Origin of the sequence: Nocardioides sambongensis, from assembly GCF_006494815.1 — a bacterium.
GTDB classification, from domain to species: Bacteria; Actinomycetota; Actinomycetes; order Propionibacteriales; family Nocardioidaceae; genus Nocardioides; species Nocardioides sambongensis.
Genome location: NZ_CP041091.1, coordinates 553,231 through 577,901 on the forward strand (window position 1 = coordinate 553,231; position 24,671 = coordinate 577,901).

The window sequence follows — 24,671 nt, forward strand, 5'->3', positions numbered from 1 at the left end:
AACGAGGAGCGAGTCATGGGCAAGACCCTGGCGGAGAAGGTGTGGGACGAGCACGTCGTCCGGTCGACCCCCGGAGAGCCGGACCTCCTCTACATCGACCTCCACCTCATCCACGAGGTGACCAGTCCGCAGGCCTTCGACGGCCTCCGCCTGGCCGGTCGCAAGGTCCGTCGGCCCGACCTCACCCTGGCCACCGAGGACCACAACGTGCCGACCCTCGACTGGGACAAGCCGATCGCCGACCCGGTCAGCAAGACGCAGGTCGACACCCTGCGGCGCAACGCCGAGGAGTTCGGCGTCCGGCTGCACCCGCTCGGCGACGTCGAGCAGGGCATCGTGCACGTGGTCGGCCCGCAGCTGGGCCTGACCCAGCCCGGGATGACGATCGTGTGCGGCGACTCGCACACCTCCACCCACGGCGCCTTCGGGGCGATCGCCTTCGGCATCGGCACCTCCGAGGTGGAGCACGTGCTGGCCACCCAGACCCTGCCCCAGGCCAAGCCCAGGACCATGGCCGTGACCGTCAACGGCAGCCTCCCCGAGGGCGTCACCGCGAAGGACCTGGTGCTCACCCTGATCGCCCACACCGGCACCGGTGGTGGGCAGGGATACATCGTCGAATACCGTGGCCAGGCCATCGAGGAGCTCTCGATGGAGGGCCGGATGACGGTGTGCAACATGTCCATCGAGTGGGGTGCGAAGGCCGGCATGATCGCGCCCGACGACACCACCTTCGACTACATCGAGGGCAAGCCCGAGGCGCCGAAGGGCGCCGACTGGGACGCTGCCGTCGAGCACTGGCGCAGCCTGCGCACCGACGACGACGCCGTCTTCGACAAGGAGATCGTGCTCGACGCGGGCGAGATGACCCCCTTCGTCACCTGGGGCACCAACCCCGGCCAGGGAGTCCCGCTCGGCGCGAACGTGCCGGACCCGGCCGACTTCGAGGACGCCACCGACCAGCTCGCCACCGAGAAGGCCCTGGAGTACATGGGTCTGACCGCCGGCACCCCGATGCGCGAGATCCAGGTCGACACGGTCTTCGTCGGCTCGTGCACCAACGGCCGGATCGAGGACCTGCGGCTCGCCGCCGAGGTGATCGAGGGCCACCGGGTCGCCGAGGGCACCCGCCTGCTGGTCGTCCCCGGGTCGGTCCGGGTGCGGATGCAGGCAGAGGCCGAAGGTCTGGACAAGATCTTCCTCGCCGCCGGCGCGGAGTGGCGGGGAGCCGGGTGCTCGATGTGCCTCGGCATGAACCCCGACCAGCTCACCCCCGGCGAGCGCAGCGCCTCCACCTCCAACCGCAACTTCGAAGGACGGCAGGGCAAGGGTGGGCGCACCCACCTGGTCTCGATCCCGGTCGCCGCGGCGACCGCGGTCCGCGGCACGCTGTCCTCGCCCGCCGACCTCGTGCCCGCAGGAGTCTGACCATGGACAAGTTCACCACCCACACCGGCGTCGGAGTCCCGCTGCGGCGCAGCAACGTCGACACCGACCAGATCATCCCGGCGGTCTACCTCAAGCGGGTCACCCGCACGGGGTTCGAGGACGGACTCTTCGCGGCCTGGCGCAACGACCCGGGCTTCGTGCTCAACGACCCCACCTATGCGCAGGGCTCCGTGCTCGTCGCAGGACCGGACTTCGGCACCGGGTCTTCGCGCGAGCACGCGGTCTGGGCGCTGCAGAACTACGGCTTCAAGGTCGTCATCTCGGCACGGTTCGCCGACATCTTCCGGGGCAACTCCGGCAAGGCCGGTCTGGTCGCGGCGCAGGTCGACGAGAAGGTCGTCCAGCGGCTGTGGACCTACCTGGAGGACAACCCCGGCGGCGAGATCACCGTCGACCTGGACGCCAAGACGGTCCGCACCGCCGACGGCTCGGTCGAGGACAGCTTCGACATCGACGACTACACGCGCTGGCGGCTGCTGGAGGGCCTGGACGACATCGGGATCACCCTCGGGCACGACGCCGACATCGCGTCGTACGAGAGCACACGACCGAACTGGAAGCCGGTGACGCAGCACGCCTGATCGTCCACGGATCCCGCTACCACGGGCCGTTCTCCGCATCACGCGGAGGACGGCCCGCTGTGCATCTGTGGGGCGGATGATGCGCAGAAAGGCCCGAAACCCGCGAAAAAACGGGCGGATCGCGGCGTGGTGATTGTGACCACCGTCATTCCTGCCTAGCGTGCCACGGAAAGACCACGGGCTTTCCTGCCTCGGTCGCCAACAGCTCAGAGCGGCGGCGCCGCTGCTCCGGCGGAAGGACAACCAGTGAACAAGACACAGTTGGTCGACGCGCTCGCCGAGCGTTTCGACGGGAACCGCAAGGCCGCGGCCAATGCGCTCGACGCTGTTCTCGACACCATCACCCGCCAGGTCGCGAAGGGCGAGAAGGTCGCGATCACCGGGTTCGGATCGTTCGAGAAGGCGGTCCGCAACGCGCGCTACGTCCGCAACCCGCAGACCGGCGAGCGGATCAAGACCAAGAAGAAGTCCGTTCCGAAGTTCACCGCCGGAGCCGATCTGAAGAACGTCATCTCCGGGGCCAAGAAGCTCCCGCCGGTGCCGAAGGCCGCGAAGAAGGCCGCCAGCGCGGCGACCGCTCCGGCCAAGGCCGCCGCCAAGAAGGTCACGGCGCCGGCGAAGAAGGCGACCAAGTCGGCGACGAAGCCCGCGGCCAAGAAGGCGCCCGCGAAGACCGCGGCGAAGAAGGCGCCCGCGAAGAAGGCGCCGGCCAAGACCGCGGCGAAGAAGGCGCCCGCCAAGAAGGCGCCGGCCAAGACCGCGGCGAAGAAGGCGCCGGCCAAGAAGGCACCGGCCAAGACCGCAGCGAAGAAGGCCCCCGCCAAGACCGCAGCCAAGAAGGCACCGGCCAAGAAGTCGACCGCCAAGAAGTCGACCGCGAAGAAGTCCTGACCCAGCCAGCACGAACGGGCCGCCCCACGGGGTGGCCCGTTCGCTGTCGTCAGGGGGCGATCAGTCTCGGCGGGACCGACCGCCCAGGTACGACGTCAGCGCGCCAGCGCCGCCCGCGTCGCCGGACCCACTCCCAGGTCGAGTGCCGCGGCCAGCGAGGCGGGGTCGTCGACGTCGCGGCGCAACGAGGGCAGCGCACCCGTGATCTCCTCGCATCCGTCGGCCCGGTGGGCCTGCGCCGAGCCGGGGCCGAAGCGGGGCGCGAACGAGGCAGCGGGTGCGGCGTACAGGACCGTGCCGGTGCCGTCGGCGTCGGCGAGGAAGCAGGCGGTCCCGTGGTGTTCGTCGACCGCGGTCAGCGCCACGGCGAGATCGGTCGGGCGCAGTGACGGGATGTCGGCCAGGACGGCCACCGGGTGGAGCATCGGCCACCGGGTGCGGGCATCGGCGGCGGCCGCGCGCAATGCGGCGTTGAGCCCGGCCCCCGGATCCTCGGTGGTGTCGGCGCCCAGCGCTGCCAGGGACTCCGCGAAGGCCGGATCGTCGGTGGTCACCAGGACCCGGTCGACCCGATCGGTGACCAGGCAGGCGCGCACCAGGTCGGTGGCGAAGGCGGCCGCCAGCGCCGCGCGGTCGGGCACACCGACCAGGCGAGACTTGCCGGTGCCCGGGGACTTCACCGGGACCAGGACCACGAACCGCTGCGACACGTCCGGCATCCTCCCAGGCTCCCGGACCGGCTGTCCGACCAGTCCGCGTGGCCGCACCGTGGCGTCGGTCACCGGGCGGTAGCCTGCATCCTCGTGACGGTACGAGACCTGACGGAGAAGCGAGGCTGGACGTTCAACGTCGCCGTGCCGATCGTGAAGCCGGTGCTGCTCGCTACCACCCGTCGGGAGTGGGTCAACGGGGAGGGGATCCCCGCGACGGGCGGCTTCATCCTCGCCCTCAACCACATCTCGCACCTGGACCCGTTGACCGCGGCACACCTGGTCTATGACCACGGACGGCTGCCGCGCTACCTCGCGAAGTCGGGCCTGTTCAAGAACAAGGCGCTGGGGCACTTCCTGCGCGCGGCCGGCCAGATCCCGGTCGAGCGGGACTCCCGTGGCGCGGTGGGGGCGTACTCGGCCGCGGTGCAGGCCATCCGCGACGGCAAGTGCGTGGTGATCTACCCCGAGGCCACGATCACCCGGGACCCCGACATGTGGCCGATGCGCGGGAAGTCCGGCGCGGCGCGAATCGCGCTGGAGACCGGGTGCCCGGTGATCCCGGTGGGGCAGTGGGGCGCGCACGAGGTGCTGCCGCCGTACACGACGCGGCCGCACGTGGCGCCGCGGCACACCATCCGGATGCGGGTGGGGGAGCCGGTGCAGCTCGAGGACCTGGCCGCGCGCGAGCGGACCCCCGAGGTCGTCAACGAGGCGACCGACCGGATCCTCGCCGCGATCACCCACCAGCTCGAGCTCATCCGGGGTGAGTCGGCCCCGGTCGAGCGCTACGACATGCGTCTGCACGGTGATCGCTTCAAGAAGAAGGACGGTGGAAAGTGAGCGGAAAGGTCGCGGTGCTCGGCGCGGGCTCCTGGGGGACCGCGTTCTCGATCGTGCTCGCCGACGCGGGCAACGACGTGACGATCTGGGCCCGTCGCGAGGAGGTCGCGACCGGGATCAACGACACCCACGAGAACGCCGACTACCTCTCCGGAATCGAGCTGCCCCGCACGATCAGCGCCACCCACGACCCGCAACGGGCGATGGAGGGGGCCGACATGGTGGTCCTCGCCGTCCCCTCCCAGTCGCTGCGGGACAACCTGCCCGACTTCGTGCCCTACCTGGAGCCCGACGCGGTGCTGGTCTCACTGATGAAGGGCATCGAGCTCGGCACCGGCAAGCGGATGTCGGAGGTGATCGCGGAGGTCGGTGGCATCGGGCCCGAGCGCGTCGCCGTCGTCAGCGGTCCCAACCTGGCTCGCGAGATCGCCCGCCGGGAGCCCGCCGCATCGGTGGTGGCCTGTGCCGACGAGGACGTCGCGGTCCGGCTGCAGCGGCGCTGCCACTCCCCGGCCTTCCGTCCCTACTCCAGCGTCGACGTGCTCGGCTGCGAGCTCGGCGGCGCCTACAAGAACGTGGTGGCGCTCTGCGTCGGGATGGCCGTCGGACTCGGGTTCGGAGACAACACCACGGCCTCTCTGATCACCCGGGGCCTGGCCGAGACCGCGCGCCTGGCCATGCGGATGGGCGCCAACCCGCTCACCCTGATGGGACTCGCCGGCCTCGGCGACCTGGTCGCGACCTGCTCCTCGCCGCTGTCGCGCAACCGGACCTTCGGCGAACGGTTGGGCAAGGGCGAGACGGTCGAGGAGATCTACGCCTCGACCCGCCAGGTGGCCGAGGGGGCGAAGTCGTGCTCGTCGATCCGGGCGGTCGCCGAGCAGGCGGGGATCGACGCGCCGATCGCGCAGCACGTCGACGACGTCGTCGCAGGACGCCTGAGCACCGGCGAGATGATGGAGCGGTTCATCGCGCGCGACACCAAGGCCGAGCTGGGCTGATCCTGGTCCTGGGCTGACCGCGTCGGCGCTCAGCGCGGCAGCTGGTCCAGCGCCTGCGCCAGGTCCGCCCAGAGGTCCTCGACGTCCTCGATCCCGACCGACATCCGCACCAGGCCCTCGGGGATGGTCGAGGCCTCGGTCTTCCACCGCCGCCTGCGCTCGAAGGTCGACTCGACGCCACCGAGTGAGGTGGCGTGGACCCACAGCGCCGTGCTGCGCACCAGCAGGTCGGCATGGTCGGCGGAGGCCAGCACCGGGGCCAGGATCGCCCCCATCCCGGGGTAGCGGACCTCCTCGATCGCCGGGTGATCGGCGAGCCGGCGGGCGAGCTCCTGCGCGTTCTGCTGAGCACGCTCCAGTCGCACCGGCAGCGTGCGCAGCCCGCGCAGCGCGAGCCACACCTCGAACGGGCCGGCCGAGTTGCCGACCATGTCCCGACGTGCCTTGAGAGCGCCGTAGATCTCATCGTCGTCGGTGACCAGCGCGCCGAGCAGGACGTCGCTGTGCCCGGCGATGTACTTCGTCGCCGAGTGCAGCACGATGTCCGCGCCGAGCTCGAGCGGCTTCTGGAGCAGCGGTGTCGCGAAGGTGTTGTCCACGACCACCCGTACGCCGAGCTCACGGGCCGCCGCGGCGAGGCGGGGGATGTCGGCGACCTCGAGCGCGGGGTTGGTGGGGGACTCGATCCACAGCAACGCGGTGTCCTCGTCCTCGGTCATCGCGGCGATCACCGCGTCGGTGTCGGAGATGTCGACCAGCGTCGAACGGAGCCGGCCGCGCATCTCGGCGTCCCCGAGCGCCACCAGGGAGCCCTGGTAGGCGTGGCGCGGCGCGATCACGGTGCCGCCGTCGCCGACCAGGTCGAGCAGCAGGCTGGCGGCCGCCATGCCCGAGCCGAAGGTCAGCGCCCGGCCACCCTCGAGCGCGCCCAGCGCCTCCTCGAAGGCGTCCCAGGTCGGGTTGCCGTAGCGCCCGTACTCCAGGTCTCCGGCGGCCACGTACGTCGACGCCATCGTGATCGGGGTGTTCAGCGGCTGGTCCGGGACGTGGCGCGGACGGCCGGCGGTGACCGCGACGGTGTTGGGCCGCAGGCCGTGATCGCGCTCGGTCGCGGGGGAGACGGACCGGGCGGTGTGGGGCGTCGGATCGGTCATGGCACAACGGTAGGGTCTACCGCGATGAACGAGACCACCGGACCGACACCGGACCAGCGCACCCGGGTGGCGGTGGTGTTCGGCGGCCGCTCCACCGAGCACGCGATCTCCTGCGTCACCGCCGGGAGCGTGCTGACCGCGCTCGATCGCGACAAGTACGACGTGATCCCGATCGGCATCGCCGCCGACGGCCGTTGGGTGCTGGAGGCCGACGACCCGGAGCGGCTGCGGATCAGCAGCCCCCAGGAGCTGCCGGCGGTCGACGCCGGTCGCGCCGGAGTGACCCTGGCCCGGACCGAGACCGGTGCCGGGCTGGTGGTGAGCGAGCCGTCGTCGCCACCCCGCGAGCTCGGGGACGTCGACGTGGTGCTGCCGCTGCTGCACGGGCCGTGGGGCGAGGACGGCACCCTCCAGGGCATGCTCGAGATGGCCGGCGTCCGCTACGTCGGCGCCGGCGTGCTGGCCTCGGCGGTGAGTATGGACAAGGCCTACATGAAGGTGGTGCTCGCGGACGCCGGCCTGCCGGTGATGCCGTCCTTCATCGTGACGGCACGGGAGTGGGCGACCGACCGCGACGCGGCGTTGACCCGGGTCGAGCCGCTCGGCTACCCGCTCTTCGTCAAGCCCGCCCGCGGTGGCTCCAGCATCGGGATCGGCAAGGCCCACGACCGCGACGGGCTGACCGTCGCGATCGAGGAGGCGCTGCGGCACGACCCGAAGGTGCTGGTCGAGGTCAGCGCGGAGGGCGCCCGCGAGATCGAGTGCGGGGTGCTGGAGTCGCTGGACGGTGGCGTGGAGACCAGTGTCCCGGCCGAGATCCGGATCTCCGGGGACCACGAGTTCTACGACTTCGAGGCCAAGTACCTGCCCGAGGAGCACACCGAGCTCGACGTACCGGCCAGGTTGCCCGACGACGTCGCGACCCGGATGCGGGAGCTGGCCGCCGAGGCGTTCCGCGCGGTGGGCTGCGAGGGTCTGGCCCGGGTCGACTTCTTCCTGCTCCCCGATGGCCGCCTGGTGGTCAACGAGCTCAACACGATGCCCGGCTTCACGCCGCTGTCGATGTTCCCGCGGATGTGGGCCGCCTCCGGACTCGAGTACGGCGCCCTCGTCGACCGCCTGCTCCAGCTGGCACTCCAGCGCGGCACCGGCCTGCGCTGACTCGTCGAGAGGTCACCCGCCACCCGCCGAGAGGTCGGTGGGGGACTGCCGAGAGGTCACCCGGGGATCGCCGAGTGGCCGGCGTGCGTCACGAGATGACCACTCGAACGGTCCTGACTGACGCCTCGGCGATGGATCAGGCGCCGAGGCCGTCGCCGCACGGCTCCACGAGCTCGGCGTGCTCGGCCACCAGCGGTGCCAGCTTCGCCATCGCGGCCGCACCGGCGTTGGGCCGCAGCTCGGCGGGGACCTGGATCTCCACGCGGGGCCGGTAGCCGGCGGCGGTGATGGTGAGGTCCAGCTCGTCGTCGCCGTACTGCTCGTCGGGGATGTACCACCCGACGTCGTTGACGAGCTCGCAGGCCGAGGCCTTGCTGAAGCCGTCCGGGGCGGCGACACCGCAGGTGACCACGATGGCCGGGTCGCCGTAGGCGGCGCCGGGCGCATCGGTGGGTTCGCTCTCCACCCGCGCCTGCTCGGCGAGGGTCTCGGGCAGGTCGTCGGTGAAGGCCGCGCAGGCGGCGGCGTCCGCCTCGTCCATCTCGGGTACGTCGATCTCGACCGGGCCGCCGCAGCCGGTGACAGTCAGGGCCAGCGCGACGGCACCGAGGCCGACGGCGAAGCGCCGGCGACCGCTGCCGGCCTCAGATGTGGACGACAGGGCAGGTGAGGGTCCGGGTGATGCCCTCGAGGTTCTGCACCTTCGAGACCACCAGCTGGCCCAGCTCGTCGACGTTGCGCGCCTCCGCGCGGACGATGACGTCGTAGGGACCGGTGACGTCCTCGGCGAGAGCGACGCCGGGGATCTGGCCGACCTCACGGGCGACCTCGGCAGCCTTGCCGACATCGGTCTGGATCAGGATGTAGGCCTGCACGACCATGGCGCGCTCCTCACGTGGATGGTTCGGTCCTCGCAACCTACCCCCGCGCGTCCGGGCGTGCACAACCCGCGCACGTCGGCGGCGGCCGCGACGACCGTGGCGCATCCCACCCGGGCCCGACACCCTGGACGGGTGCAGCGTTTTGCCTCCCGGCTGGCCCGCTCTGGTGGGATGGGGGCATGAACGACGCCGTGCCGACCGAGCCGACCGATCCGACGAACGCGACCCTGGCCGACCTCGGCGAGTTCGGCCTGATCGGGCGGATCAGCGAGCTCGTCGCCCGTCTCGCGCCGGGGGAGGACGTGCTGGTCGGACCCGGCGACGACGCCGCGGTGCTGAGGGTGCGCAAGGGGCACGTGGTCGTCTCCACCGACATGGTCGTCGAAGGGCGGCACTTCCGCAGCGAGTGGGTCGACGCGTACGACGTCGGCCGCCGCGCCGCCGCGCAGAACCTCTCCGACATCAACGCCATGGGGGGCCGCGCGCAGTGGCTCACGGTCGGACTGGCGGCGCCCGCCGACCTGCCGGCCAGCTGGGCCCTCGACTTCACCCGCGGGTTCGCCGAGGAGGCGGCACTCGTCGGCGCGGGGGTGGTCGGCGGCGACATCACCTCGTCGGACAGGATCGTGGTCGCGGTGACCGTGATCGGCGCCTGCACGATCTCCCCGGTGTTGCGCACCGGCGCACAACCCGGTGACCGCGTGGCGCTCTGCGGCCGTCAGGGCTGGGCGGCCGGAGGGCTCACGGTGCTCGGTCGCGGCTTCCGCTCGCCGCGGGTCCTGGTCGAGGCCTACCGACGCCCCGAGCCGCCCTACGACGCGGGCCAGGCGGCCGCCGAGCTCGGTGCGAGCGCGATGATCGACATCTCCGACGGGCTGGTCGCCGACGCCACCCACCTGGCCGAGGCGTCCGGGGTGGCGCTGGACCTCCGCTCCGCGGCGTTCGACGTACCGGAGCCGTTGGTCGCGGTCGGCGCCGCGATCGGTGCGGACCCGATCCAGTTCGTGCTCGGCGGCGGCGACGACCACTGCCTGGTGGCCACGTTCCCGAGCTCCGTGGACCTGCCCGAGGGCTGGCGGGAGGTGGGCAGCGTGGTGGAGGCCGGGCTCGACGGTGCGGTGGTCACCGTGGACGGTGCCCCCTACGACGGTCCCGCGGGCTGGACGCACTTCTGAGCAAAAAAGAGTCGGCAGAAGCCCGCACGCGAGCGTGCGAGCCTCTGCCGACTCGGCGTCAGCGGGGTCGGCTCAGCGGCTGACCTTGCCGGCCTTGAGGCAGCCGGTGCAGACGTTGAGGCGCTTGGGGGTGCCGTTGACGACGGCACGGACGCGCTGGATGTTCGGGTTGAAGCGACGCTTCGTGATCTTGCGCGACCACGGCCGGTTGTTACCGAACGCCGGCTTCTTGTCGCAGATGTCGCACACGGCGGCCACGGTGACTCCTAGCGGATGACGGTTGAATCAAGTCGGACGTCCGGGACCCACCGAGCGGGTGCTCGGGTGAGCGGGAGGGCGACGCGAAACGTGTGCGCACCCAACCTGCTCCGGACAACCGGAACAGAATATCCGACCGGGTGACCTTCGCCGAAATCGCGGACCTCGCGTGCTGCCGCGCTGCGTCGCCGACCGGCGGAACGAGGCTAGGGTTGACCCGATGGAAGCACCGAAGGGCGAGGGCGCGGACGCCCACCACGTCGCCGGGTCCACGCCGGGGCAGGGGGTCGCCACCGAGCCGGGCCGGTTGGCCGTGGCCAGTGTGCTGCGCTTCGTCGACATCGCGGTGGACGCGCTCGCCGTGGCTCGCGAGGAGATCGACGCCCTCAACGTCTACCCGGTGCCCGACGGGGACACGGGCACGAACATGTACCTGACGATCGCCGCCGCCCGCGACGCGATCCGCGACGCGGCGGACCGGCCCGCCGACGAGGCGCTGGCCACGTTCGCCCGGGGCGCGCTGCTCGGCGCCCGGGGCAACTCGGGCGTGATCCTCAGCGAGATGCTCGGCGCGCTGGCCCGGCGCCTCGCGCGGGCCGGCGCCGAGGACCGGTTCGCGATGGTGGTCGCGGAGGGTCTGGCCGAGGCCACGACCGCGTGCTACGCCGCCGTCGGCGAGCCGGTCGAGGGGACGATGCTCACGGTGCTGCGGGTGGCCGCGGACGCAGCGATGGAGGCCGGTGCGCGGTCGTCGAGCCACACCCGGGACGTCTTCATCGCGGCTGCCGCCGCGGCACGTGAGGCGCTCGCGCGCACCCCCGATCAGCTCGAGGTGCTCGCCCGCGCCGGCGTCGTGGACGCCGGTGGCCGTGGGCTCTGCGTGCTCCTCGATGCCGCGGAGCGGGTCTTCACCGGCCGCCGGGTGATCAGTGTGCCCCCGTCGATCGGTCGCCGAGCGACGGCGCCGGTCCCGGTCCCGGTGCCGACCCCGGCGCCGGACAGCTCCGGGCCGGCCGAGGGCGACCTGTGCGCCGACGGGCCCGCCTACGAGGTGATGTACCTGCTGGAGACGGACGACGACCGGGTGGCGCAGTTGCGGACCGAGCTGGGCCGGATCGGTGACTCGGTGGTCGTGGTCGGCAGGGAGGGGCTCTGGAACGTCCACGTGCACACCGACGACGTGGGTGCGGCGATCGAGGCGGCCCTGGACATCGGGCGGCCCAGCCGGATCCGGGTCACCCACTTCGCCGAGCAGGTGGCCGGGCCGCCGCACGAACGTCCGACCGAGAGCCTGCCGCGGGCCGTGGTGGCGGTCGCGGCCGGTCCGGGACTGGCCCGCCTGTTCGAGAGCGCGGGCGCAGTCGTGGTGCCCGCGACCCCGACCCGCCGTCCCTCCACCGGCGAGCTGCTGACCGCGATCGCCGCCTCGGGGGCGCGGGAGGTCGTGGTGCTGCCCAACGACGACAACACGATCCGTGCGGCGCAGGCGGCGGCGACCACGGCCGAGACCGATGACCAGGGGCCGTCCGGGATCCGGGTCGCAGTCATCCCCACCCACGCCCAGGTCGAGGGGCTGGCCGCACTCGCCGTACACGATCTGGACAGCAGCTTCGAGCACGACGTCACCGAGATGACCGCCACGGCCCGGCACGTGCGCCACGGCGCCGTCACGGTCGCCGCGCGGGAGGCGATGACGATGGCCGGACCCTGCGTGCCCGGGGACGTGCTCGGGGTGATCGCGGGCGACTTCGCGGTGGTCGGCGACGACCAGGGCGAGGTCGCCGTGGAGGTGCTGCGCCGGTTGCTGGCCGCCGGTGGCGAGCTGGTCACCCTGGTCGGTGGCGAGGATGGCGGCGACGCCCTCGTCGCGCAGGTGGCCGCCTGGGTGGAGGAGCACCACCCCCACGTGGACGTGATGTCGTACGACGGCGGGCAGGACCGCTACCCGCTGCTGCTGTCGGTCGAGTGAGGACGTCGAGTGAGGACGGAGCCCCGAGGTTGATCACCCTGGACTCGCCGCTGACCACCGTGCTCGGTGGCGCGGCGCCGGCGAAGCGGAAGAAGTTCGAGACCGGCCTCGGCCTGCGCACGGTCGGTGACCTGATCCACCACTTCCCCCGTCGCTACCTGGAGACCGGGTCGCTGACGAAGGTCGAGGACCTGCAGGTCGGCCAGATGCTCTGCGTGGTCGGGGAGGTCGTCACCTGCGAGACCAAGCAGTACACCGACCGGCGCAGCGGCCGTCCGGCGTTCCGGGTCGAAGCGGTGCTCGCCACGGACGGACCCCGGCTCGGGATGACCTTCTTCGCCAAGAACGCCGGCACCGCGCAGTGGCATGCGGGTCGGGTCGCCGTCGGCAACCGCGGCGTCTTCATCGGCAAGGCCGACCGCTTCCGGGACCGCTGGCAGCTGGTGAACCCCCAGATGACGGTCTTCGGGGTCGCCGACGAGGAGGACGCCGAGGCACCGGACATCGGCGGGCTCTATCCGATCTACCCGCTGACGAAGGGCGTGCTCTCCTGGGACGTGGCCCGGGCGGTCCGGTTCGCCCTGGACGTCGTCGACGACATCGGGGAGATCCTTCCCGACGAGCTGCGGGACGGCTACCACGTGCTCGACATCGGACAGGCCTACCGCTGGGTGCACCGCCCGGACGATCGGGACCAGGTGGGACGCGCGCTGCACCGGTTCCGGTTCGAGGAGGCGCTGGTGACCCAGCTGGTGCTGGGCCGGCGCCGGCGGGCCGCTCGCGCGCTCGGCGCGACCGCCCGCGACGGGGGCGACGGTTCGCTGCTGCGCGCCTTCGACGAACGGCTCCCGTTCACCCTGACCGACGGTCAGCGGTCGGTGGGGGAGCAGATCGATGCGGACCTGGCCGCCGCGCACCCGATGAACCGGCTGCTGCAGGGCGAGGTCGGGTCCGGCAAGACGCTGGTGGCGCTGCGGGCGATGCTCCGGGTGGTCGACTCCGGCGGCCAGACCGCGCTGCTGGCGCCGACCGAGGTCCTGGCTCAACAGCACCACCGCTCGATCGTCGCGATGCTCGGTGAGCTCGCGGTCGGCGGCCTCCTCGGTGACGGCACCTGCGTGGAGCTGCTCACCGGGTCGATGACGAAGTCCCAGCGCACCGAGCCGCTCTCCCGACTCGCCAGCGGTGAGTCGGGCATCGTGATCGGCACGCACGCGCTGCTCGAGGACAAGGTCATCTTCGCCGACCTTGGTCTCGTCGTGGTCGACGAGCAGCACCGGTTCGGCGTCGAGCAGCGCGCAGCGCTCACCGCGAAGGGGCAGACGCCGCCGCACCTGCTGGTGATGACCGCGACCCCGATCCCGCGCACGGTGGCGATGACCGTCTTCGGCGACCTGGAGACCTCCACCCTCTCCGAGCTGCCGGCCGGCCGCGCCCCGATCCAGACCAACCTGGTCCCCACCGCCGACCACCCGACCTGGGTGGACCGGGTCTGGGCCCGGCTGCGCGAGGAGGTCGAGAAGGGCCACCAGGCCTACGTGGTCTGTCCGCGGATCAGCGGGGACGTGGCCGAGGCCGAGCAGGTGGAGAGCGTCGACCTCGACGAGGACGGTCAGGAGATCCCGGCCGCCGCGCCGGCGACGGCGGTCCAGGACCTGGTCCGCGACCTCGGCGACGGCCCGCTGTCGGGCCTGCGGCTGGCCGCCCTGCACGGCCGGATGCCGGCCGAGGAGAAGGACGCCACCATGCGTGCGTTCGCGGCCGGCACCATCGACGTGCTCGTCTCCACCACCGTGATCGAGGTGGGCGTCGACGTCGCCAACGCGACGGCGATGGTGATCATGGACGCCGACCGCTTCGGGGTCTCCCAGCTGCACCAGCTCCGCGGCCGGGTCGGCCGTGGCGGACTGCCGGGGCTGTGCCTCCTGGTGAGTGCCGCGGAGCCCTACACCCCGGCCCGGGAGAGGCTCGACGCGGTCGCCTCGACCACCGACGGGTTCCTGCTCAGCAGGGTCGACCTCGAGCAGCGGCGGGAGGGCGACGTGCTCGGCGCCTCCCAGGCCGGCAGACGCTCCAGCCTGGAGCGTCTGCGGGTGCTGCGCGACGAGGACACGATCGTCGCCGCACGACGCGCGGCCGAGGACCTGCTCGACGGCGACCCCGCTCTCGCCGCCGCGCCGGGCCTGGCCCGCGCCGTCGCCGACCTCGAGGCCTCCCAGCAGGCCGGCTTCGTGGAGAAGTCGTGACCCGGATCATCGCGGGCACCGCCCGCGGCCGCGGCCTGCGCACCCCGAAGGGCGACCTGACCCGACCCACCAGCGACCGGGTCCGGGAGGCGCTCTTCTCCGCGGTCGAGTCGCTCTACGGCTCGCTGCAGGGGCTGCGCGTGCTCGACCTGTATGCCGGCTCCGGCGCGCTCGGGCTCGAGGCGTGGTCGCGCGGGGCCGCCACGGTGACGCTGGTCGAGCAGGACCGCCGCACCGCCGACCTGGTCCGGGCCAACGCCCGCGACCTGGGCGCCGCGGTGGCCGTGGTGACGCGGTCGGTGCCGACCTTCCTCGACGCCGAGCAGCTGCCCGCCGGGCCGACCGGCCCGGCGTCGTACGACGTGGTGGTCAGTGATCCGCCGTACCCACTGACTGAGGAGCGGGTCGCCCGCGACCTGGCCCTGCTGGTCGGGCGCGGTTGGCTTGCCGCCGATGCGCTGGTCGTGCTGGAGCGCTCCGCGCGCAGCCCCGAGCCGTCCTGGCCGGCGGGTCTGGGGCCGCTGCCGGGACGCCACGGGCGCCGGACCTACGGGGAGACCGTGCTGTGGTTCGCCGAGCCGGACCGGGAGGCGCAGGACGCGGCACGCTAACCTGCGCGCCATGACGCGCGCGGTCTGCCCCGGTTCCTTCGACCCGGTGACCAACGGCCACCTCGACATCTTCCGCCGCACCTCGGTGCTCTTCGACGAGCTGGTCGTCGCGACGGGTACCAACCCGTCCAAGTCACGGATGTTCGACCCGGACGAGCGGCTGGCGATGCTCCGGGAGGCCTGCGCCGACCTGCCGAACGTGACCGTGATGGGCTTCACCGGCCTGATCGTCGACTTCTGTCGCGAGATCGACGCCCAGGCGATCGTGAAGGGTCTGCGCGGCGGCACCGACTACGAGTACGAGCTGCCGATGGCCCAGATGAACGCCCATCTCACCGGGGTGGAGACGGTCTTCGTGCCGACCACGGCCTCCCTCGGCTACGTCTCCTCGAGCCTGGTCAAGGAGGTCGCCACCCTCGGCGGTGACGTCTCCGGGCTGGTGCCGGCGACGGTGCACGAGCGCCTCACCCGGCGGATCGCGGAGCGCTCCGCGGCCGAGGGGTGAGGGTGCCGGAAGCGCTGCGCCGGCCGCGGTCCGTGCGGGCGGCCCACCTCGTTTTGCTGCTGGTCAGGGCCACCACTACGATTGATCCGATCTGTTGTGCCCGGACCTGGAAGTGATCGTGAGCAACCTGGACCCGAGAGCGCCGCTCGTGCTCGATACTCGCGAGCTCGGACGCCGCCCGGGGTCCCAGACTCAGGTGTCACGGACGGTTCCGGCCCCGGCAGATCTCGGTATCGAAGTCCTTGCCGTTCCCGAGGGAGCGCCGGTCGAGCTCGACCTGCGTCTCGAGGCGGTCATGGAGGGCGTGCTCGTCACCGGTGAGGCCTCGGCCGAGCTGGTCGGGGAGTGCGTGCGGTGCCTGGACGAGATCCGTGACCAGATCACGGTCGACTTCCAGGAACTGTTCGTCTACGACGACTCCCGTGACCTCCGCCGCGGGGAGGAAGAGGACGATGACACCAGCGTGCTCGAGGACGACCTGCTCGACCTCGAACGCGTGCTGCGGGATGCGGTGGTGCTGGCACTTCCGTTCCAGCCGCTGTGCCGGGAGGACTGTCCCGGGTTGTGCACCGAGTGCGGGGCGCGCCTGGCCGACGATCCGGACCATGCACACGATGCGGCAGTGGACCCGCGGTGGGCGGCACTCGCCCAGCTGAACGAAGACCCCTCCGCCGGCCCCGGCGGCGAGGAAGACTGACGAGGAGAAGACAGTGGCTGTTCCGAAGCGGAAGATGTCGCGCAGCAACACGCGGCACCGTCGCTCGCAGTGGAAGGCCGTCGCCCCGGCTCTGGTGACCTGTGCCAACCCGGCTTGCGGCGCCAAGCACCTCCCGCACCGTGCGTGCGGCACCTGCGGCCAGTACGGCGCCCGCGCCGACCGTCGCCAGGTTCTCTGACCGTCTCCCAGGCGGCCGGTATCAGTTCCTACGACGGCTTGCGTCGGGCGCTCGGGGATCCCCAGCTGGACCCCGAGCTGCTCGACCGCGCCCTGACCCACCGCTCGTACGCGTACGAGAACGGCGGTCTGCCCACCAACGAGCGCCTCGAGTTCCTCGGGGACGCGGTGCTCGGGGTGGTGGTCACGGAGACCCTCTACCGCAAACACCCCGACCTGCCGGAGGGCCGGCTGGCGAAGCTGCGCGCAGCGGTGGTCAACGCCCGCGCGCTGGCCGTCGTCGCCCGCGACCTCGGGCTCGGGGAGCACATCAAGCTCGGCCGGGGTGAGGAGACCACCGGCGGTCGGGACAAGGCCTCGATCCTCTCCGACACGGTCGAGGCGGTGATCGGTGCGATCCACCTCTCCGGTGGCATCGCGGTCTCCGCCGACGTGGTGCACCGGCTGTTCGACCCGCTGATCGACGCCGCCTCGGCGATGGGCGCCGGGCTGGACTGGAAGACCTCCCTGCAGGAGCTCGCCGCCGAGCACGGCCTCGGCGTCCCGGAGTACGTGATCGAGGACGACGGCCCGGACCACCAGAAGACCTTCACCGCGCAGGTGCGGGTCGGGGACCGGCGCTACGGCAACGGCACCGGACGGTCGAAGAAGGAGGCCGAGCAGGGCGCCGCCGAGACGGCGTACGGCGAGATCGCCTCGACGCTCGGCGTCTCCGACGCCGCCGGGCTCTGAGCGGTCGGCCCGCGTGCCCGAGCTCCCCGAGGTCGAGGTCGTCCGCCTCGGCCTCGAACGCCACGTCGTCGGTACGACGATCGCCGGCGTCGACGTCCTCCACGAGCGCCCCGTGCGCCGTCATCCCGATGGCCCCGTCGGTTTCGCGGCCGCGCTGACCGGCCGCTCGATCCTCGCCGCGCGCCGCCGTGGGAAGTACCTCTGGCTCCCGCTGGACGACGGTGACGCCCTGCTCGCCCACCTCGGGATGAGCGGCCAGATGCTGGTGCAGCCGGCGGACGCGCCGGCCGAGCGGCACCTGCGGGTGCGGTTCGCGCTGCGCGGCCCCGACGGCGCGCCGGCGCCGGAGCTGCGCTTCGTCGACCAGCGGATGTTCGGCGGCCTCTCCGTCTCCGCCGGCGGCGCCGAGCTGCCGCCCGAGATCGTGCACATCGCCAGGGACCCCCTCGACCCGGACTTCGACGACGAGGGGTTCGTGCGGCGACTGCGGTCGCGGAGCAGTGCGGTGAAGCGTCTGCTCCTCGACCAGAGCCTGATCTCGGGCGTGGGCAACATCTACGCCGACGAGGCACTGTGGCGCAGCGGCGTGCACGGTGAGCGGGCGGGGGACCGGCTGCGCCGGTCCCAGGCGGTCGAGCTGCTCGGCAACGTGCGCGCGGTGATGAACGAGGCGCTGGCCCAGGGCGGCACCTCCTTCGACGCGCTCTACGTCAACGTCAACGGGGAGTCGGGCTACTTCGACCGCTCGCTGCACGCCTACGGGCGCGAGGGGGAGCCGTGCGACCGCTGCGCGACCCCGATCCGGCGGGTCGCCTTCATGAACCGCTCCTCCTACTTCTGCCCCCGCTGCCAGCCGGTGCCGCGACCCCGTCGCCGGGTTTGACCCCCGGCCCGCTTGGTGGGACTCTTGTAGACGGTCCATGTTCGTGGATCATCGCTAACGCACTCGGAAGGTTCTCTACATGGCCAAGGCGCTGATCGGTCACCTGAACAGCGACCTCCGCGACCCCCGTCTCGCCGTCGAGAACGCTCGACTGCGCAACCGGGTCGCCGAGTTGGAGTCCCTCGTCCTCCGCCTCTCGGAGGAGAACGACCGGCTGATGGCGGCGCGTGCCGCCGAGCTGCTCACCGAGCCGGCGCAGGAGATGCAGCCGGCCTGAGGTCGCCACGCCCTGTCCGCGATCCGCGGGCAGGGCTTTCGTGCGTCCACCGGTCCTCCGGCGGGTTCCCGCGCCCCGGGGACGGCGGCAGGTAGGCTGACGACCGCTGACTTCCCCCTCGGCGACCGCCCCCGGGTGGCGCGTCGCGCAGCACCGGCACCGCCGAGGACAGATGGGAGCACGCGTTGTACCTGAAGAGCCTGACCCTGAAGGGGTTCAAGTCCTTCGCGTCCGCCACCACCCTCCAGCTCGAGCCGGGGATCACCTGCATCGTCGGTCCCAACGGCTCGGGGAAGTCCAACGTGGTCGACGCGCTGGCCTGGGTGATGGGCGAGCAGGGGGCCAAGTCGCTGCGCGGCGGCAAGATGGAGGACGTCATCTTCGCCGGCACCTCCGGGCGGCCGCCGCTGGGCCGCGCGGAGGTGGTGCTGACCATCGACAACTCCGACGGCGCGCTGCCGATCGACTACTCCGAGGTCACCATCAGTCGGACGATGTTCCGCACCGGTGGCTCGGAGTATGCGATCAACGGCACCGGGTGCCGGCTGCTCGACGTGCAGGAGCTGCTCAGCGACTCGGGGATCGGTCGCGAGATGCACGTGATCGTCGGGCAGGGGCAGCTCGACACGATCCTGCACGCCACCGCCGAGGACCGGCGCGGCTTCATCGAGGAGGCGGCCGGGGTCCTCAAGCACCGCAAGCGCAAGGAGAAGGCGCTCCGCAAGCTGGACTCCACCGACGGCAACCTCAACCGGCTCAACGACCTGCTCGCCGAGATCCGCCGTCAGCTCAAGCCGCTGGGCCGCCAGGCCGAGGTCGCCCGTCGTGCGGCGACCGTCCAGGCCGACGTGCGCGACGCCCGCGCCCGGCTGCTCGCCGACGACCTGGTCGCCGCCACCACCGCGCTGGAGCAGGAGCTCGCCGATGAGAGCGTGCTGACCGCCCGGCGGGCGGAGGTCGAGACCGCGATCGCCGCTGGCCGCGAGCAGGAGACCGCCCTGGAGGCGGCACTGCGCGAGGACCTCCCGGCACTCTCGGCCGCGCAGGAGACCCTCGGCTCGCTCACCGCGCTGCGGGAGCGGTTCCGCGGCACCCAGAGCCTGGCCCGCGAGCGGGTCCGCAACGCGACGGCGGCCGGGGAGGAGAGCGCCGGGGGCGACCGCTCCCGCGACCCCGACCAGATGGAGGCCGAGGCCGAGCGGCTGGCCGCCCAGGAGGCGGAGCTCTCCGCCACCATCGCCGACCAGCGAACGGCACTGGAGGATGCGGTCACCGCGCGCAGGGCCGCGGAGGAGGCGGCAGCGGCGGAGGAGCGCCGGGTGGCCGGGCTGCTGCGCGCGGCCGCCGACCGACGCGAGGGCCTGGCCCGGCTGCACGGCCAGGTCAACGCACTGAAGTCCCGGGCGGGTGCGGCCGCCGACGAGATCGGACGCCTGGAGACGGCGCGCACCGAGGCGTCGGCGCGCGCCGACCGGGCGGAGCGGGACTTCACCGCGCTGGAGACCAGGGTCGCCGGTCTCGACGCCGGGGAGGAGGGGCTCGACGCCGAGCACGAGGCGGCGGTCGCCGCGTTGGACGACCTCGCCGAGCGCGAGAGCAAGGTGCGCGAGGAGGCCCAGCAGGCCGATCGCGACAAGTCCGCCCTGAGCGCCCGCAAGGAGGCCCTCGAGCTGGGACTGGACCGGCGCGACGGCGCCGGCGCCCTGCTCGCCGCCGACGACGAGGTCTCCGGACTCCTCGGCTCCGTCGCCGCCCTGGTCACCGTGCGCTCCGGCTACGAGGCCGCGGTCGCCACCGCACTCGGCGCCGCCGCCGACGCGGTGGCCGTCGCCGACGCCGACGCAGCGGTGGGTGCGCTCCGCCACCTGAAGAACGAGGACCTCGGGCGGGCCGGCCTGCTGCTCGGCGGCTACCTCGCCGACCGCTCGGACTGGCCCGAACTGCCCACCGGTACGACGTACGCGGTGGACGTCGTCGACTGCCCGGACGCGGTGCGGGGCGGCCTGACCCGGCTGTTGCACAAGACCGTCGTGGTCGACGACCTGGCCGCCGCGCGAGGGCTGGTCGGGGAGCTGCCGGACGTGGTCGCGGTGAGCCGCGAGGGCGACCTGTTCGGCGCCCACTACGCGGCCGGAGGGTCGGGGGCCAAGCAATCGCTGATCGAGATCCAGGCAGCCGTGGACGAGGCCGCCGCCGCGCTCACCGAGGCCACCGCGGCCGGCGAGCGTCTCGGCTTCGACCTCGCCCGGCTGCAGACCGAGCGCGAGGAGGCGCAGCGTCGGGTGGACGTCGCGCTCGCCAAGCTGCACGAGTCCGACGCGACCCTGGCGGCCGTGGCCGAGGAGCTCGGCCAACACGGTTCGCTGGCCCGCTCGGCGCGCGCCGAGGCGGAGCGGATGACCGAGGCGATCGCCAAGGCGGAGTCCGCACGCGAGCAGGCACTGGTCGGCCTGGCCGAGCTCGAGCAGCGCCTGGAGAAGGCCGAGGAGACCGACGAGGACGAGCCGGACACCACCGACCAGGAGCGGCTGGTCGAGGCCACCCGCACCGCCCGTCAGGCCGAGATGGACGCACGTCTGGCGCTGCGGACCTCCGAGGAGCGCGGTCGCGCCCTGCACGGACGGGTGGACGGCATGCGCAGGGCTGCGGCGGCCGAACGTGAGGCGCGTGCCCGTGCGGCCGAACGCCGCGAGCGGTTGCGGCGTGAGGGCCGTGCGGGTGAGGCAGTCGCCCGCGCCGCGGACTTCATCCTGGCCCGATTGGAGATGTCCATCGAACGGGCCTCCGCGGAGCGCGGCGTGGTCGAGGAGTCCCGTCGCGGTCGTGAGGACGACCTACGCCGGGTCCGCGGCGCGCTGCGCGACCTGGACCGCGAGCTGCAGGAGCTGGTCAGCTCGGTGCACCGCGACGAGATGGCGCGGGCCCAGCAGCGGATGAGGATCGAGCAGCTGGAGAGCAAGGCGCTCGAGGACCTCGGCCTGGAGCCCGACGCCCTGGTCGCCGACTACGGCCCGGACCAGCCGGTCCCGGTGCTCGACGACCCGGCCACCCCGACCAGGCACGAGCCCGGCGAGCAGACCGAGGATGCGCCGGACGCCGACGCGGAGCGCCCGCAGCGCACCGTCCCCTACGTGCGCGAGGAGCAGGCCAAGCGCCTGCGCGCCGCCGAGCGCGCCCTCAGCCAACTGGGGAAGGTGAACCCGTTGGCGCTCGAGGAGTTCTCCGCGATGGAGGAGCGGCACCAGTTCCTCTCCGAGCAGCTGGAGGATCTGCGCGCCACCCGCAAGGACCTGCTCGACATCGTCAAGGACGTCGACGCCCGGGTCGAGCAGGTCTTCACCGAGGCCTACGCCGACGTCTCCGCCGCGTTCGACCAGACGTTCGCGCGGCTCTTCCCCGGCGGCGAGGGCCGGCTCGTGCTCACCGACCCCAGCGACATGCTGGCCACCGGCGTCGAGGTCGAGGCGCGGCCCCCGGGCAAGAAGGTCAAGCGGCTCTCACTGCTCTCGGGCGGCGAGCGTTCCCTGGTCGCCGTGGCGTTCCTGGTGGCGCTGTTCAAGGCCCGGCCCTCGCCCTTCTACATCCTCGACGAGGTGGAGGCCGCGCTGGACGACACCAACCTCGGCCGGCTGCTGGAGATCTACGAGGAGCTGCGGGAGAACTCGCAGCTGCTGGTGATCACCCATCAGAAGCGGACCATGGAGGTGGGCGACGCGCTCTACGGTGTGACCATGCGCGGGGACGGCGTCTCCGCCGTGATCAGCCAACGCCTGCGCGAGGAGCAATCCGTCTGATGCCCGTCGAACGACCCACCCGTGCCGACTACGTCACCTGGCGGCAGGCGACCACGCGGTGGTCCGACGACGACGTCTACGGCCACCTCAACAACGCCCGCTACTTCGACCTCATCGACACCGCGGTCAATGCGCACCTGGCCGAGGCGACCGGGACGGACATCCGCACCCTGCCCGCGATCGGCGTGGTCGCCGAGGTCTCCTGCCGGTACTTCGCCGAGGCGGGCTACCCGCACCCGATCGACCTCGGGCTGGTGGTCGACAAGGTCGGCACCTCCTCGGTGATCTACCGGGTCGGCCTGTTCCAGGGCGACCCCGAGGACGACGGCGCGCTGGCTCGGGCCGAGGGCCGCTTCGTGCACGTGTACGTCGACAACACCGACCCGGCCCGCCCGGTCACGCCGCTGCCGGACGTCGTACGGGACGCGGTGACGCCGCTGCTGCGCTGACCCCCGGGAGTCAGGCCGCGGCCTCGCGCTCGGCGACCCGGCGGATGCCGGCCCACTCCGCCTCGGGGAGGCCCAGCAACGGCAGGTAGTAGTCGAGGCGGGCGGGGTCCAGGCGCTGGACGTCCACCCGCTCCTTCCTGCTCGGTGAGGAGAACAGCGGGCGGTCCTCCTCCTCGAGGAACTCCTCGGCGACGCGACGGTTGGGCTCCTCCCACCGCGCCATGAAGGCGTCGAGGTCGGACCGGGGGAGGCTGAGCGTCGGGCCGGACTCCATCGCGAGCGTCCGGACCAGGGGCGCGTTGGTGATCTGCCACGGCTCCGCGCCCTGCTCCTCGATCCGGAAGAGGTTGATCAGCCGCAGCAGCTCGACGGCCTCCGCGCACAGGCTCTCGTTGCGGTCGCTGGGCGCGACGAGCTGGTCGGCCCGGATCCCCATCCCGGCCGCGTCGACGAAGTCCTGGTAGAGCGACCCCTGGTGGAACTTCGCACGCTCGAACGGGCGCACCACCAGCGCGTCGGCGCGGGCGCCGTCGCGCCAGCGCCGCAGCACCGCGTGGTAGTCGTACATCCGGCCCCCGTTGGCGGCGTACCACTCGGTCAACCGGGCGGTGTTGCCCATCTTCACGACCTGCTGGTAGCGGCTCAGCAGGTGGTCCTCCTGGCGGCGGACGTAGGCGACGAGCCGCAGCGACCGGGCACGGTTGTCGGCGAACCGGCGGACCTGCGCGATCCGGCGGGGGGATGAGCTGAACATCCCCTCATCGGAGATCAGCACGTTGTCGACGGCCGCCTCGCCGATCTCGGAGAGGAGCCGGCGCCGGACGCGCCGGCGGAAGGCCTCCGGGTCGGTCTCCCCGCTGCGCTTCCAGGCGCGGTACTGCGTCAGCTCGTTGTCGGGCATCATCAACATGCCGAACTGCACGTGCCGGGCCGGGCCGGGCGTCCGCGGGTAGAGCCAGCCCCGGCGGACCAGCTCCTCCCGGTTGTCCGCGAGGAAGGCCTGCAGCGAGGTCGTGCCGGTCTTCCCACTGCCGATGTGCACGGTGAGGTCGAAGGGCGCCAGCTCCACCGGGCCACCGTATCGTGGCGCCACCGATGCAGCCCCGTCACCGGAGCGCCGGTACCGTTCACCTCGACCGCGGGGGCCCGTTCGCGCCCGGGGGATCACTCGGAAGGAACTGCGTGCTGTACCTGACGCTCGCGATGCTGGTCTGCCTGCTCGTCGCCGGAGGTGTCGTCCTCTACGTCGCCTATCCCCACCGCGGGGAGAAGGTGCCGGGCGTGCCGTGGCTGGGCGACGCCATGGGCCGGGCCGCCAGCGGTGCCCCGACCCTCGACGAGGACGAGGTCGAGCTGCTCCGTCAGCGCTGACCGGCCGGCCGGACGACGTACATGGACTGTCCGTCCGTCTCGTTGCCGTGCTCGAATCGGTCGATCGTCAGGCCGGCCTCGGTGACCATCGTGTCGAAGAAGCTGCGTTCGAATCGCACGCAGTGCAGGGGGCCACGCCACTCCATGGGGCCGTAGCCTTCCGGGTTCTCCGCCTCGTCGACCACACTGTCCTCGACGAACGCGGTGAAGAACGCGAACCCGTTGTCGGAGAGTAACCGCCGGATCTCGGCCAGGTAGGGACGGGCTTCGGCGCTCAGCATGTGGCTGAAGACGGAGTAGGCGTAGAACGCGTCGTAGTCGCCGGTTGCGCCGGGGATCGAGTGGTCCTGCGCACCCCGCTTGTTGTAGCGGGCGTTGGCGATGTCGACGAAGCTGAAGGTGAAGCCCGGTGCGGTGAGGTTCTCCTCGGCCCAGTCGATCAGTCGCTTCTGGACGTCGACCCCGTGGTACAGCCCGATGCGTCCCCAACGCTCGCGTACGCCGACGGCGAGACGACCCGCCCCGCAGCCCCAGTCCAGCAGACGAGAGTCCTTCTGCAGCCCGAACTCATTGAGGCGGCGGACATCCTCGGTCGCCGACCGCACGAACGCCTCGTCGTCCTTGAAGTGGCGACCACCCATGCGCAGCTCTCCCGGAGGAAGGGGGATCGGCTGCCGGGAAGGAACGCTGTTGCCAAATCGGTTCCGCAGGCTGGCGGCGATCCGTGTGAGCATCCGAGAAGGTCCTCCCTGGGTGGCGGTCACGGGCACTCTAGACGATGGTTCTCCCAGCGTTGCGGGCCGACTCGGGCATCGGAGGCATCCCGAGGCTGCGT

26 protein-coding genes are annotated in these 24,671 nt (G+C 72.2%); 19 read left to right on the forward strand and 7 right to left on the reverse strand.

Going from position 1 to position 24,671, the window contains the following annotated elements; genetic code table 11:
* Positions 1–15 precede the first annotated feature (15 nt).
* From leuC to FIV43_RS02535, 3 genes are all read left to right on the forward strand, one after another.
* Positions 16–1,428 carry a 3-isopropylmalate dehydratase large subunit gene (gene leuC, locus FIV43_RS02525; protein ID WP_141012851.1) on the forward strand — a complete coding sequence of 471 codons (1,413 nt, stop codon included), beginning with the start codon at positions 16–18 and terminating at the stop codon, positions 1,426–1,428.
* A gap of 2 nt (positions 1,429–1,430) precedes the next feature.
* The gene (leuD, locus tag FIV43_RS02530; protein ID WP_141012852.1) at positions 1,431–2,030 is read left to right on the forward strand and encodes a 3-isopropylmalate dehydratase small subunit; all 600 of its coding nucleotides are present in this window, start codon (positions 1,431–1,433) and stop codon (positions 2,028–2,030) included.
* A 246-nt stretch (positions 2,031–2,276) separates the two neighbouring features.
* Positions 2,277–2,921 carry an HU family DNA-binding protein gene (locus tag FIV43_RS02535; protein WP_141012853.1) on the forward strand — a complete coding sequence of 215 codons (645 nt, stop codon included), beginning with the start codon at positions 2,277–2,279 and terminating at the stop codon, positions 2,919–2,921.
* A gap of 95 nt (positions 2,922–3,016) precedes the next feature.
* On the opposite strand, the gene cofC is transcribed toward FIV43_RS02535, so the two are convergent.
* Positions 3,017–3,631 (reverse strand): 2-phospho-L-lactate guanylyltransferase, encoded by a 615-nt coding sequence (cofC, locus tag FIV43_RS02540; RefSeq protein ID WP_407938864.1) that lies wholly within the window; start codon positions 3,629–3,631, stop codon positions 3,017–3,019.
* Positions 3,632–3,724: 93 nt separating this feature from the next.
* On the opposite strand from cofC, the gene FIV43_RS02545 reads away from it, so the two are divergent.
* The gene (locus FIV43_RS02545; RefSeq protein WP_141012855.1) at positions 3,725–4,474 is read left to right on the forward strand and encodes a lysophospholipid acyltransferase family protein; all 750 of its coding nucleotides are present in this window, start codon (positions 3,725–3,727) and stop codon (positions 4,472–4,474) included.
* A complete protein-coding gene (locus FIV43_RS02550; protein ID WP_141012856.1) occupies positions 4,471–5,475 on the forward strand; it encodes an NAD(P)H-dependent glycerol-3-phosphate dehydrogenase in 1,005 nt (334 codons plus the stop codon). Before FIV43_RS02545 ends, FIV43_RS02550 begins: the two co-directional genes overlap by 4 nt.
* 29 nt (positions 5,476–5,504) lie before the next feature.
* Here FIV43_RS02550 and FIV43_RS02555 read toward each other — a convergent pair whose 3' ends face one another.
* Positions 5,505–6,629: a trans-sulfuration enzyme family protein gene (locus FIV43_RS02555; RefSeq protein WP_141012857.1), complete on the reverse strand. Its 1,125-nt coding sequence runs from the start codon at positions 6,627–6,629 to the stop codon at positions 5,505–5,507.
* Between the two features lie 24 nt (positions 6,630–6,653).
* Here FIV43_RS02555 and FIV43_RS02560 point away from each other — a divergent pair, with 24 nt between their 5' ends.
* Positions 6,654–7,790: a D-alanine--D-alanine ligase family protein gene (locus FIV43_RS02560; RefSeq protein ID WP_141012858.1), complete on the forward strand. Its 1,137-nt coding sequence runs from the start codon at positions 6,654–6,656 to the stop codon at positions 7,788–7,790.
* A gap of 136 nt (positions 7,791–7,926) precedes the next feature.
* Here the strand turns inward: FIV43_RS02560 and FIV43_RS02565 are convergent, their stop codons facing one another.
* Positions 7,927–8,451, reverse strand: a complete 525-nt coding sequence (locus tag FIV43_RS02565) for a DUF3515 family protein (RefSeq protein WP_269204078.1) — start codon at positions 8,449–8,451, stop codon at positions 7,927–7,929.
* Positions 8,435–8,671 carry an Lrp/AsnC family transcriptional regulator gene (locus FIV43_RS02570; RefSeq protein ID WP_141012860.1) on the reverse strand — a complete coding sequence of 79 codons (237 nt, stop codon included), beginning with the start codon at positions 8,669–8,671 and terminating at the stop codon, positions 8,435–8,437. Before FIV43_RS02570 ends, FIV43_RS02565 begins: the two co-directional genes overlap by 17 nt.
* A 179-nt stretch (positions 8,672–8,850) precedes the next feature.
* Between FIV43_RS02570 and FIV43_RS02575 the strand changes: the two genes are divergently transcribed.
* Positions 8,851–9,846 carry a thiamine-phosphate kinase gene (locus FIV43_RS02575; protein WP_141012861.1) on the forward strand — a complete coding sequence of 332 codons (996 nt, stop codon included), beginning with the start codon at positions 8,851–8,853 and terminating at the stop codon, positions 9,844–9,846.
* Between the two features lie 72 nt (positions 9,847–9,918).
* Here FIV43_RS02575 and rpmB read toward each other — a convergent pair whose 3' ends face one another.
* Complete coding sequence (gene rpmB / locus FIV43_RS02580) at positions 9,919–10,104, reverse strand: 50S ribosomal protein L28 (protein ID WP_141012862.1); 186 nt, start codon at positions 10,102–10,104, stop codon at positions 9,919–9,921.
* A 220-nt stretch (positions 10,105–10,324) separates the two neighbouring features.
* On the opposite strand from rpmB, the gene FIV43_RS02585 reads away from it, so the two are divergent.
* The 11 genes from FIV43_RS02585 (at position 10,325) to FIV43_RS02635 (ending at position 22,465) form a co-directional block, all read left to right on the forward strand.
* A complete protein-coding gene (locus FIV43_RS02585; RefSeq protein WP_141012863.1) occupies positions 10,325–12,073 on the forward strand; it encodes a DAK2 domain-containing protein in 1,749 nt (582 codons plus the stop codon).
* Between the two features lie 29 nt (positions 12,074–12,102).
* Positions 12,103–14,319, forward strand: coding sequence for an ATP-dependent DNA helicase RecG (locus tag FIV43_RS02590; RefSeq protein ID WP_141012864.1), 2,217 nt, complete (start codon positions 12,103–12,105; stop codon positions 14,317–14,319).
* Positions 14,316–14,930, forward strand: coding sequence for a 16S rRNA (guanine(966)-N(2))-methyltransferase RsmD (gene rsmD / locus FIV43_RS02595; RefSeq protein WP_141012865.1), 615 nt, complete (start codon positions 14,316–14,318; stop codon positions 14,928–14,930). The genes FIV43_RS02590 and rsmD overlap by 4 nt, the downstream gene beginning before the upstream one ends.
* A gap of 10 nt (positions 14,931–14,940) precedes the next feature.
* Positions 14,941–15,435 (forward strand): pantetheine-phosphate adenylyltransferase, encoded by a 495-nt coding sequence (gene coaD / locus FIV43_RS02600; protein WP_141012866.1) that lies wholly within the window; start codon positions 14,941–14,943, stop codon positions 15,433–15,435.
* A 94-nt stretch (positions 15,436–15,529) separates the two neighbouring features.
* The gene (locus tag FIV43_RS02605; RefSeq protein WP_231123642.1) at positions 15,530–16,132 is read left to right on the forward strand and encodes a YceD family protein; all 603 of its coding nucleotides are present in this window, start codon (positions 15,530–15,532) and stop codon (positions 16,130–16,132) included.
* Between the two features lie 13 nt (positions 16,133–16,145).
* The gene (gene rpmF, locus FIV43_RS02610; RefSeq protein WP_141012867.1) at positions 16,146–16,331 is read left to right on the forward strand and encodes a 50S ribosomal protein L32; all 186 of its coding nucleotides are present in this window, start codon (positions 16,146–16,148) and stop codon (positions 16,329–16,331) included.
* A 38-nt stretch (positions 16,332–16,369) separates the two neighbouring features.
* The gene (gene rnc, locus FIV43_RS02615; RefSeq protein ID WP_231123643.1) at positions 16,370–17,062 is read left to right on the forward strand and encodes a ribonuclease III; all 693 of its coding nucleotides are present in this window, start codon (positions 16,370–16,372) and stop codon (positions 17,060–17,062) included.
* Positions 17,063–17,075: 13 nt separating this feature from the next.
* Positions 17,076–17,945: a bifunctional DNA-formamidopyrimidine glycosylase/DNA-(apurinic or apyrimidinic site) lyase gene (gene mutM, locus FIV43_RS02620; RefSeq protein ID WP_141012868.1), complete on the forward strand. Its 870-nt coding sequence runs from the start codon at positions 17,076–17,078 to the stop codon at positions 17,943–17,945.
* A 79-nt stretch (positions 17,946–18,024) separates the two neighbouring features.
* Entirely contained in the window at positions 18,025–18,222 is a 198-nt protein-coding gene (locus FIV43_RS02625) for a hypothetical protein (RefSeq protein ID WP_141012869.1), read from the forward strand.
* A gap of 185 nt (positions 18,223–18,407) precedes the next feature.
* Positions 18,408–22,016 carry a chromosome segregation protein SMC gene (gene smc, locus FIV43_RS02630; protein ID WP_141012870.1) on the forward strand — a complete coding sequence of 1,203 codons (3,609 nt, stop codon included), beginning with the start codon at positions 18,408–18,410 and terminating at the stop codon, positions 22,014–22,016.
* Complete coding sequence (locus tag FIV43_RS02635) at positions 22,016–22,465, forward strand: acyl-CoA thioesterase (protein WP_141012871.1); 450 nt, start codon at positions 22,016–22,018, stop codon at positions 22,463–22,465. The genes smc and FIV43_RS02635 overlap by 1 nt, the downstream gene beginning before the upstream one ends.
* A gap of 10 nt (positions 22,466–22,475) precedes the next feature.
* On the opposite strand, the gene FIV43_RS02640 is transcribed toward FIV43_RS02635, so the two are convergent.
* Complete coding sequence (locus FIV43_RS02640) at positions 22,476–23,534, reverse strand: hypothetical protein (protein ID WP_141012872.1); 1,059 nt, start codon at positions 23,532–23,534, stop codon at positions 22,476–22,478.
* Positions 23,535–23,647: 113 nt separating this feature from the next.
* Here FIV43_RS02640 and FIV43_RS02645 point away from each other — a divergent pair, with 113 nt between their 5' ends.
* Positions 23,648–23,836 (forward strand): hypothetical protein, encoded by a 189-nt coding sequence (locus FIV43_RS02645; protein ID WP_141012873.1) that lies wholly within the window; start codon positions 23,648–23,650, stop codon positions 23,834–23,836.
* Here FIV43_RS02645 and FIV43_RS02650 read toward each other — a convergent pair.
* A complete protein-coding gene (locus FIV43_RS02650) occupies positions 23,827–24,570 on the reverse strand; it encodes a class I SAM-dependent methyltransferase (protein ID WP_141012874.1) in 744 nt (247 codons plus the stop codon). The two genes, FIV43_RS02645 and FIV43_RS02650, sit on opposite strands and share 10 nt — an antisense overlap.
* Between the last annotated feature and the right edge of the window lie 101 nt (positions 24,571–24,671).

What these genes read in the sequence shown, in the direction of transcription:
- FIV43_RS02560 (WP_141012858.1), top strand. Translation starts at nt 6,654, where the DNA reads ATGAACGAGACCACCGGACCGACACCGGACCAGCGCACCCGGGTGGCG.
- coaD (WP_141012866.1), top strand. Translation starts at nt 14,941, where the DNA reads ATGACGCGCGCGGTCTGCCCCGGTTCCTTCGACCCGGTGACCAACGGC.
- FIV43_RS02650 (WP_141012874.1), bottom strand. Translation starts at nt 24,570, where the DNA reads ATGCTCACACGGATCGCCGCCAGCCTGCGGAACCGATTTGGCAACAGC.
- FIV43_RS02585 (WP_141012863.1), top strand. Translation starts at nt 10,325, where the DNA reads ATGGAAGCACCGAAGGGCGAGGGCGCGGACGCCCACCACGTCGCCGGG.
- FIV43_RS02575 (WP_141012861.1), top strand. Translation starts at nt 8,851, where the DNA reads ATGAACGACGCCGTGCCGACCGAGCCGACCGATCCGACGAACGCGACC.
- FIV43_RS02625 (WP_141012869.1), top strand. Translation starts at nt 18,025, where the DNA reads ATGGCCAAGGCGCTGATCGGTCACCTGAACAGCGACCTCCGCGACCCC.
- FIV43_RS02570 (WP_141012860.1), bottom strand. Translation starts at nt 8,671, where the DNA reads ATGGTCGTGCAGGCCTACATCCTGATCCAGACCGATGTCGGCAAGGCT.
- FIV43_RS02555 (WP_141012857.1), bottom strand. Translation starts at nt 6,629, where the DNA reads ATGACCGATCCGACGCCCCACACCGCCCGGTCCGTCTCCCCCGCGACC.
- leuD (WP_141012852.1), top strand. Translation starts at nt 1,431, where the DNA reads ATGGACAAGTTCACCACCCACACCGGCGTCGGAGTCCCGCTGCGGCGC.
- FIV43_RS02635 (WP_141012871.1), top strand. Translation starts at nt 22,016, where the DNA reads ATGCCCGTCGAACGACCCACCCGTGCCGACTACGTCACCTGGCGGCAG.
- leuC (WP_141012851.1), top strand. Translation starts at nt 16, where the DNA reads ATGGGCAAGACCCTGGCGGAGAAGGTGTGGGACGAGCACGTCGTCCGG.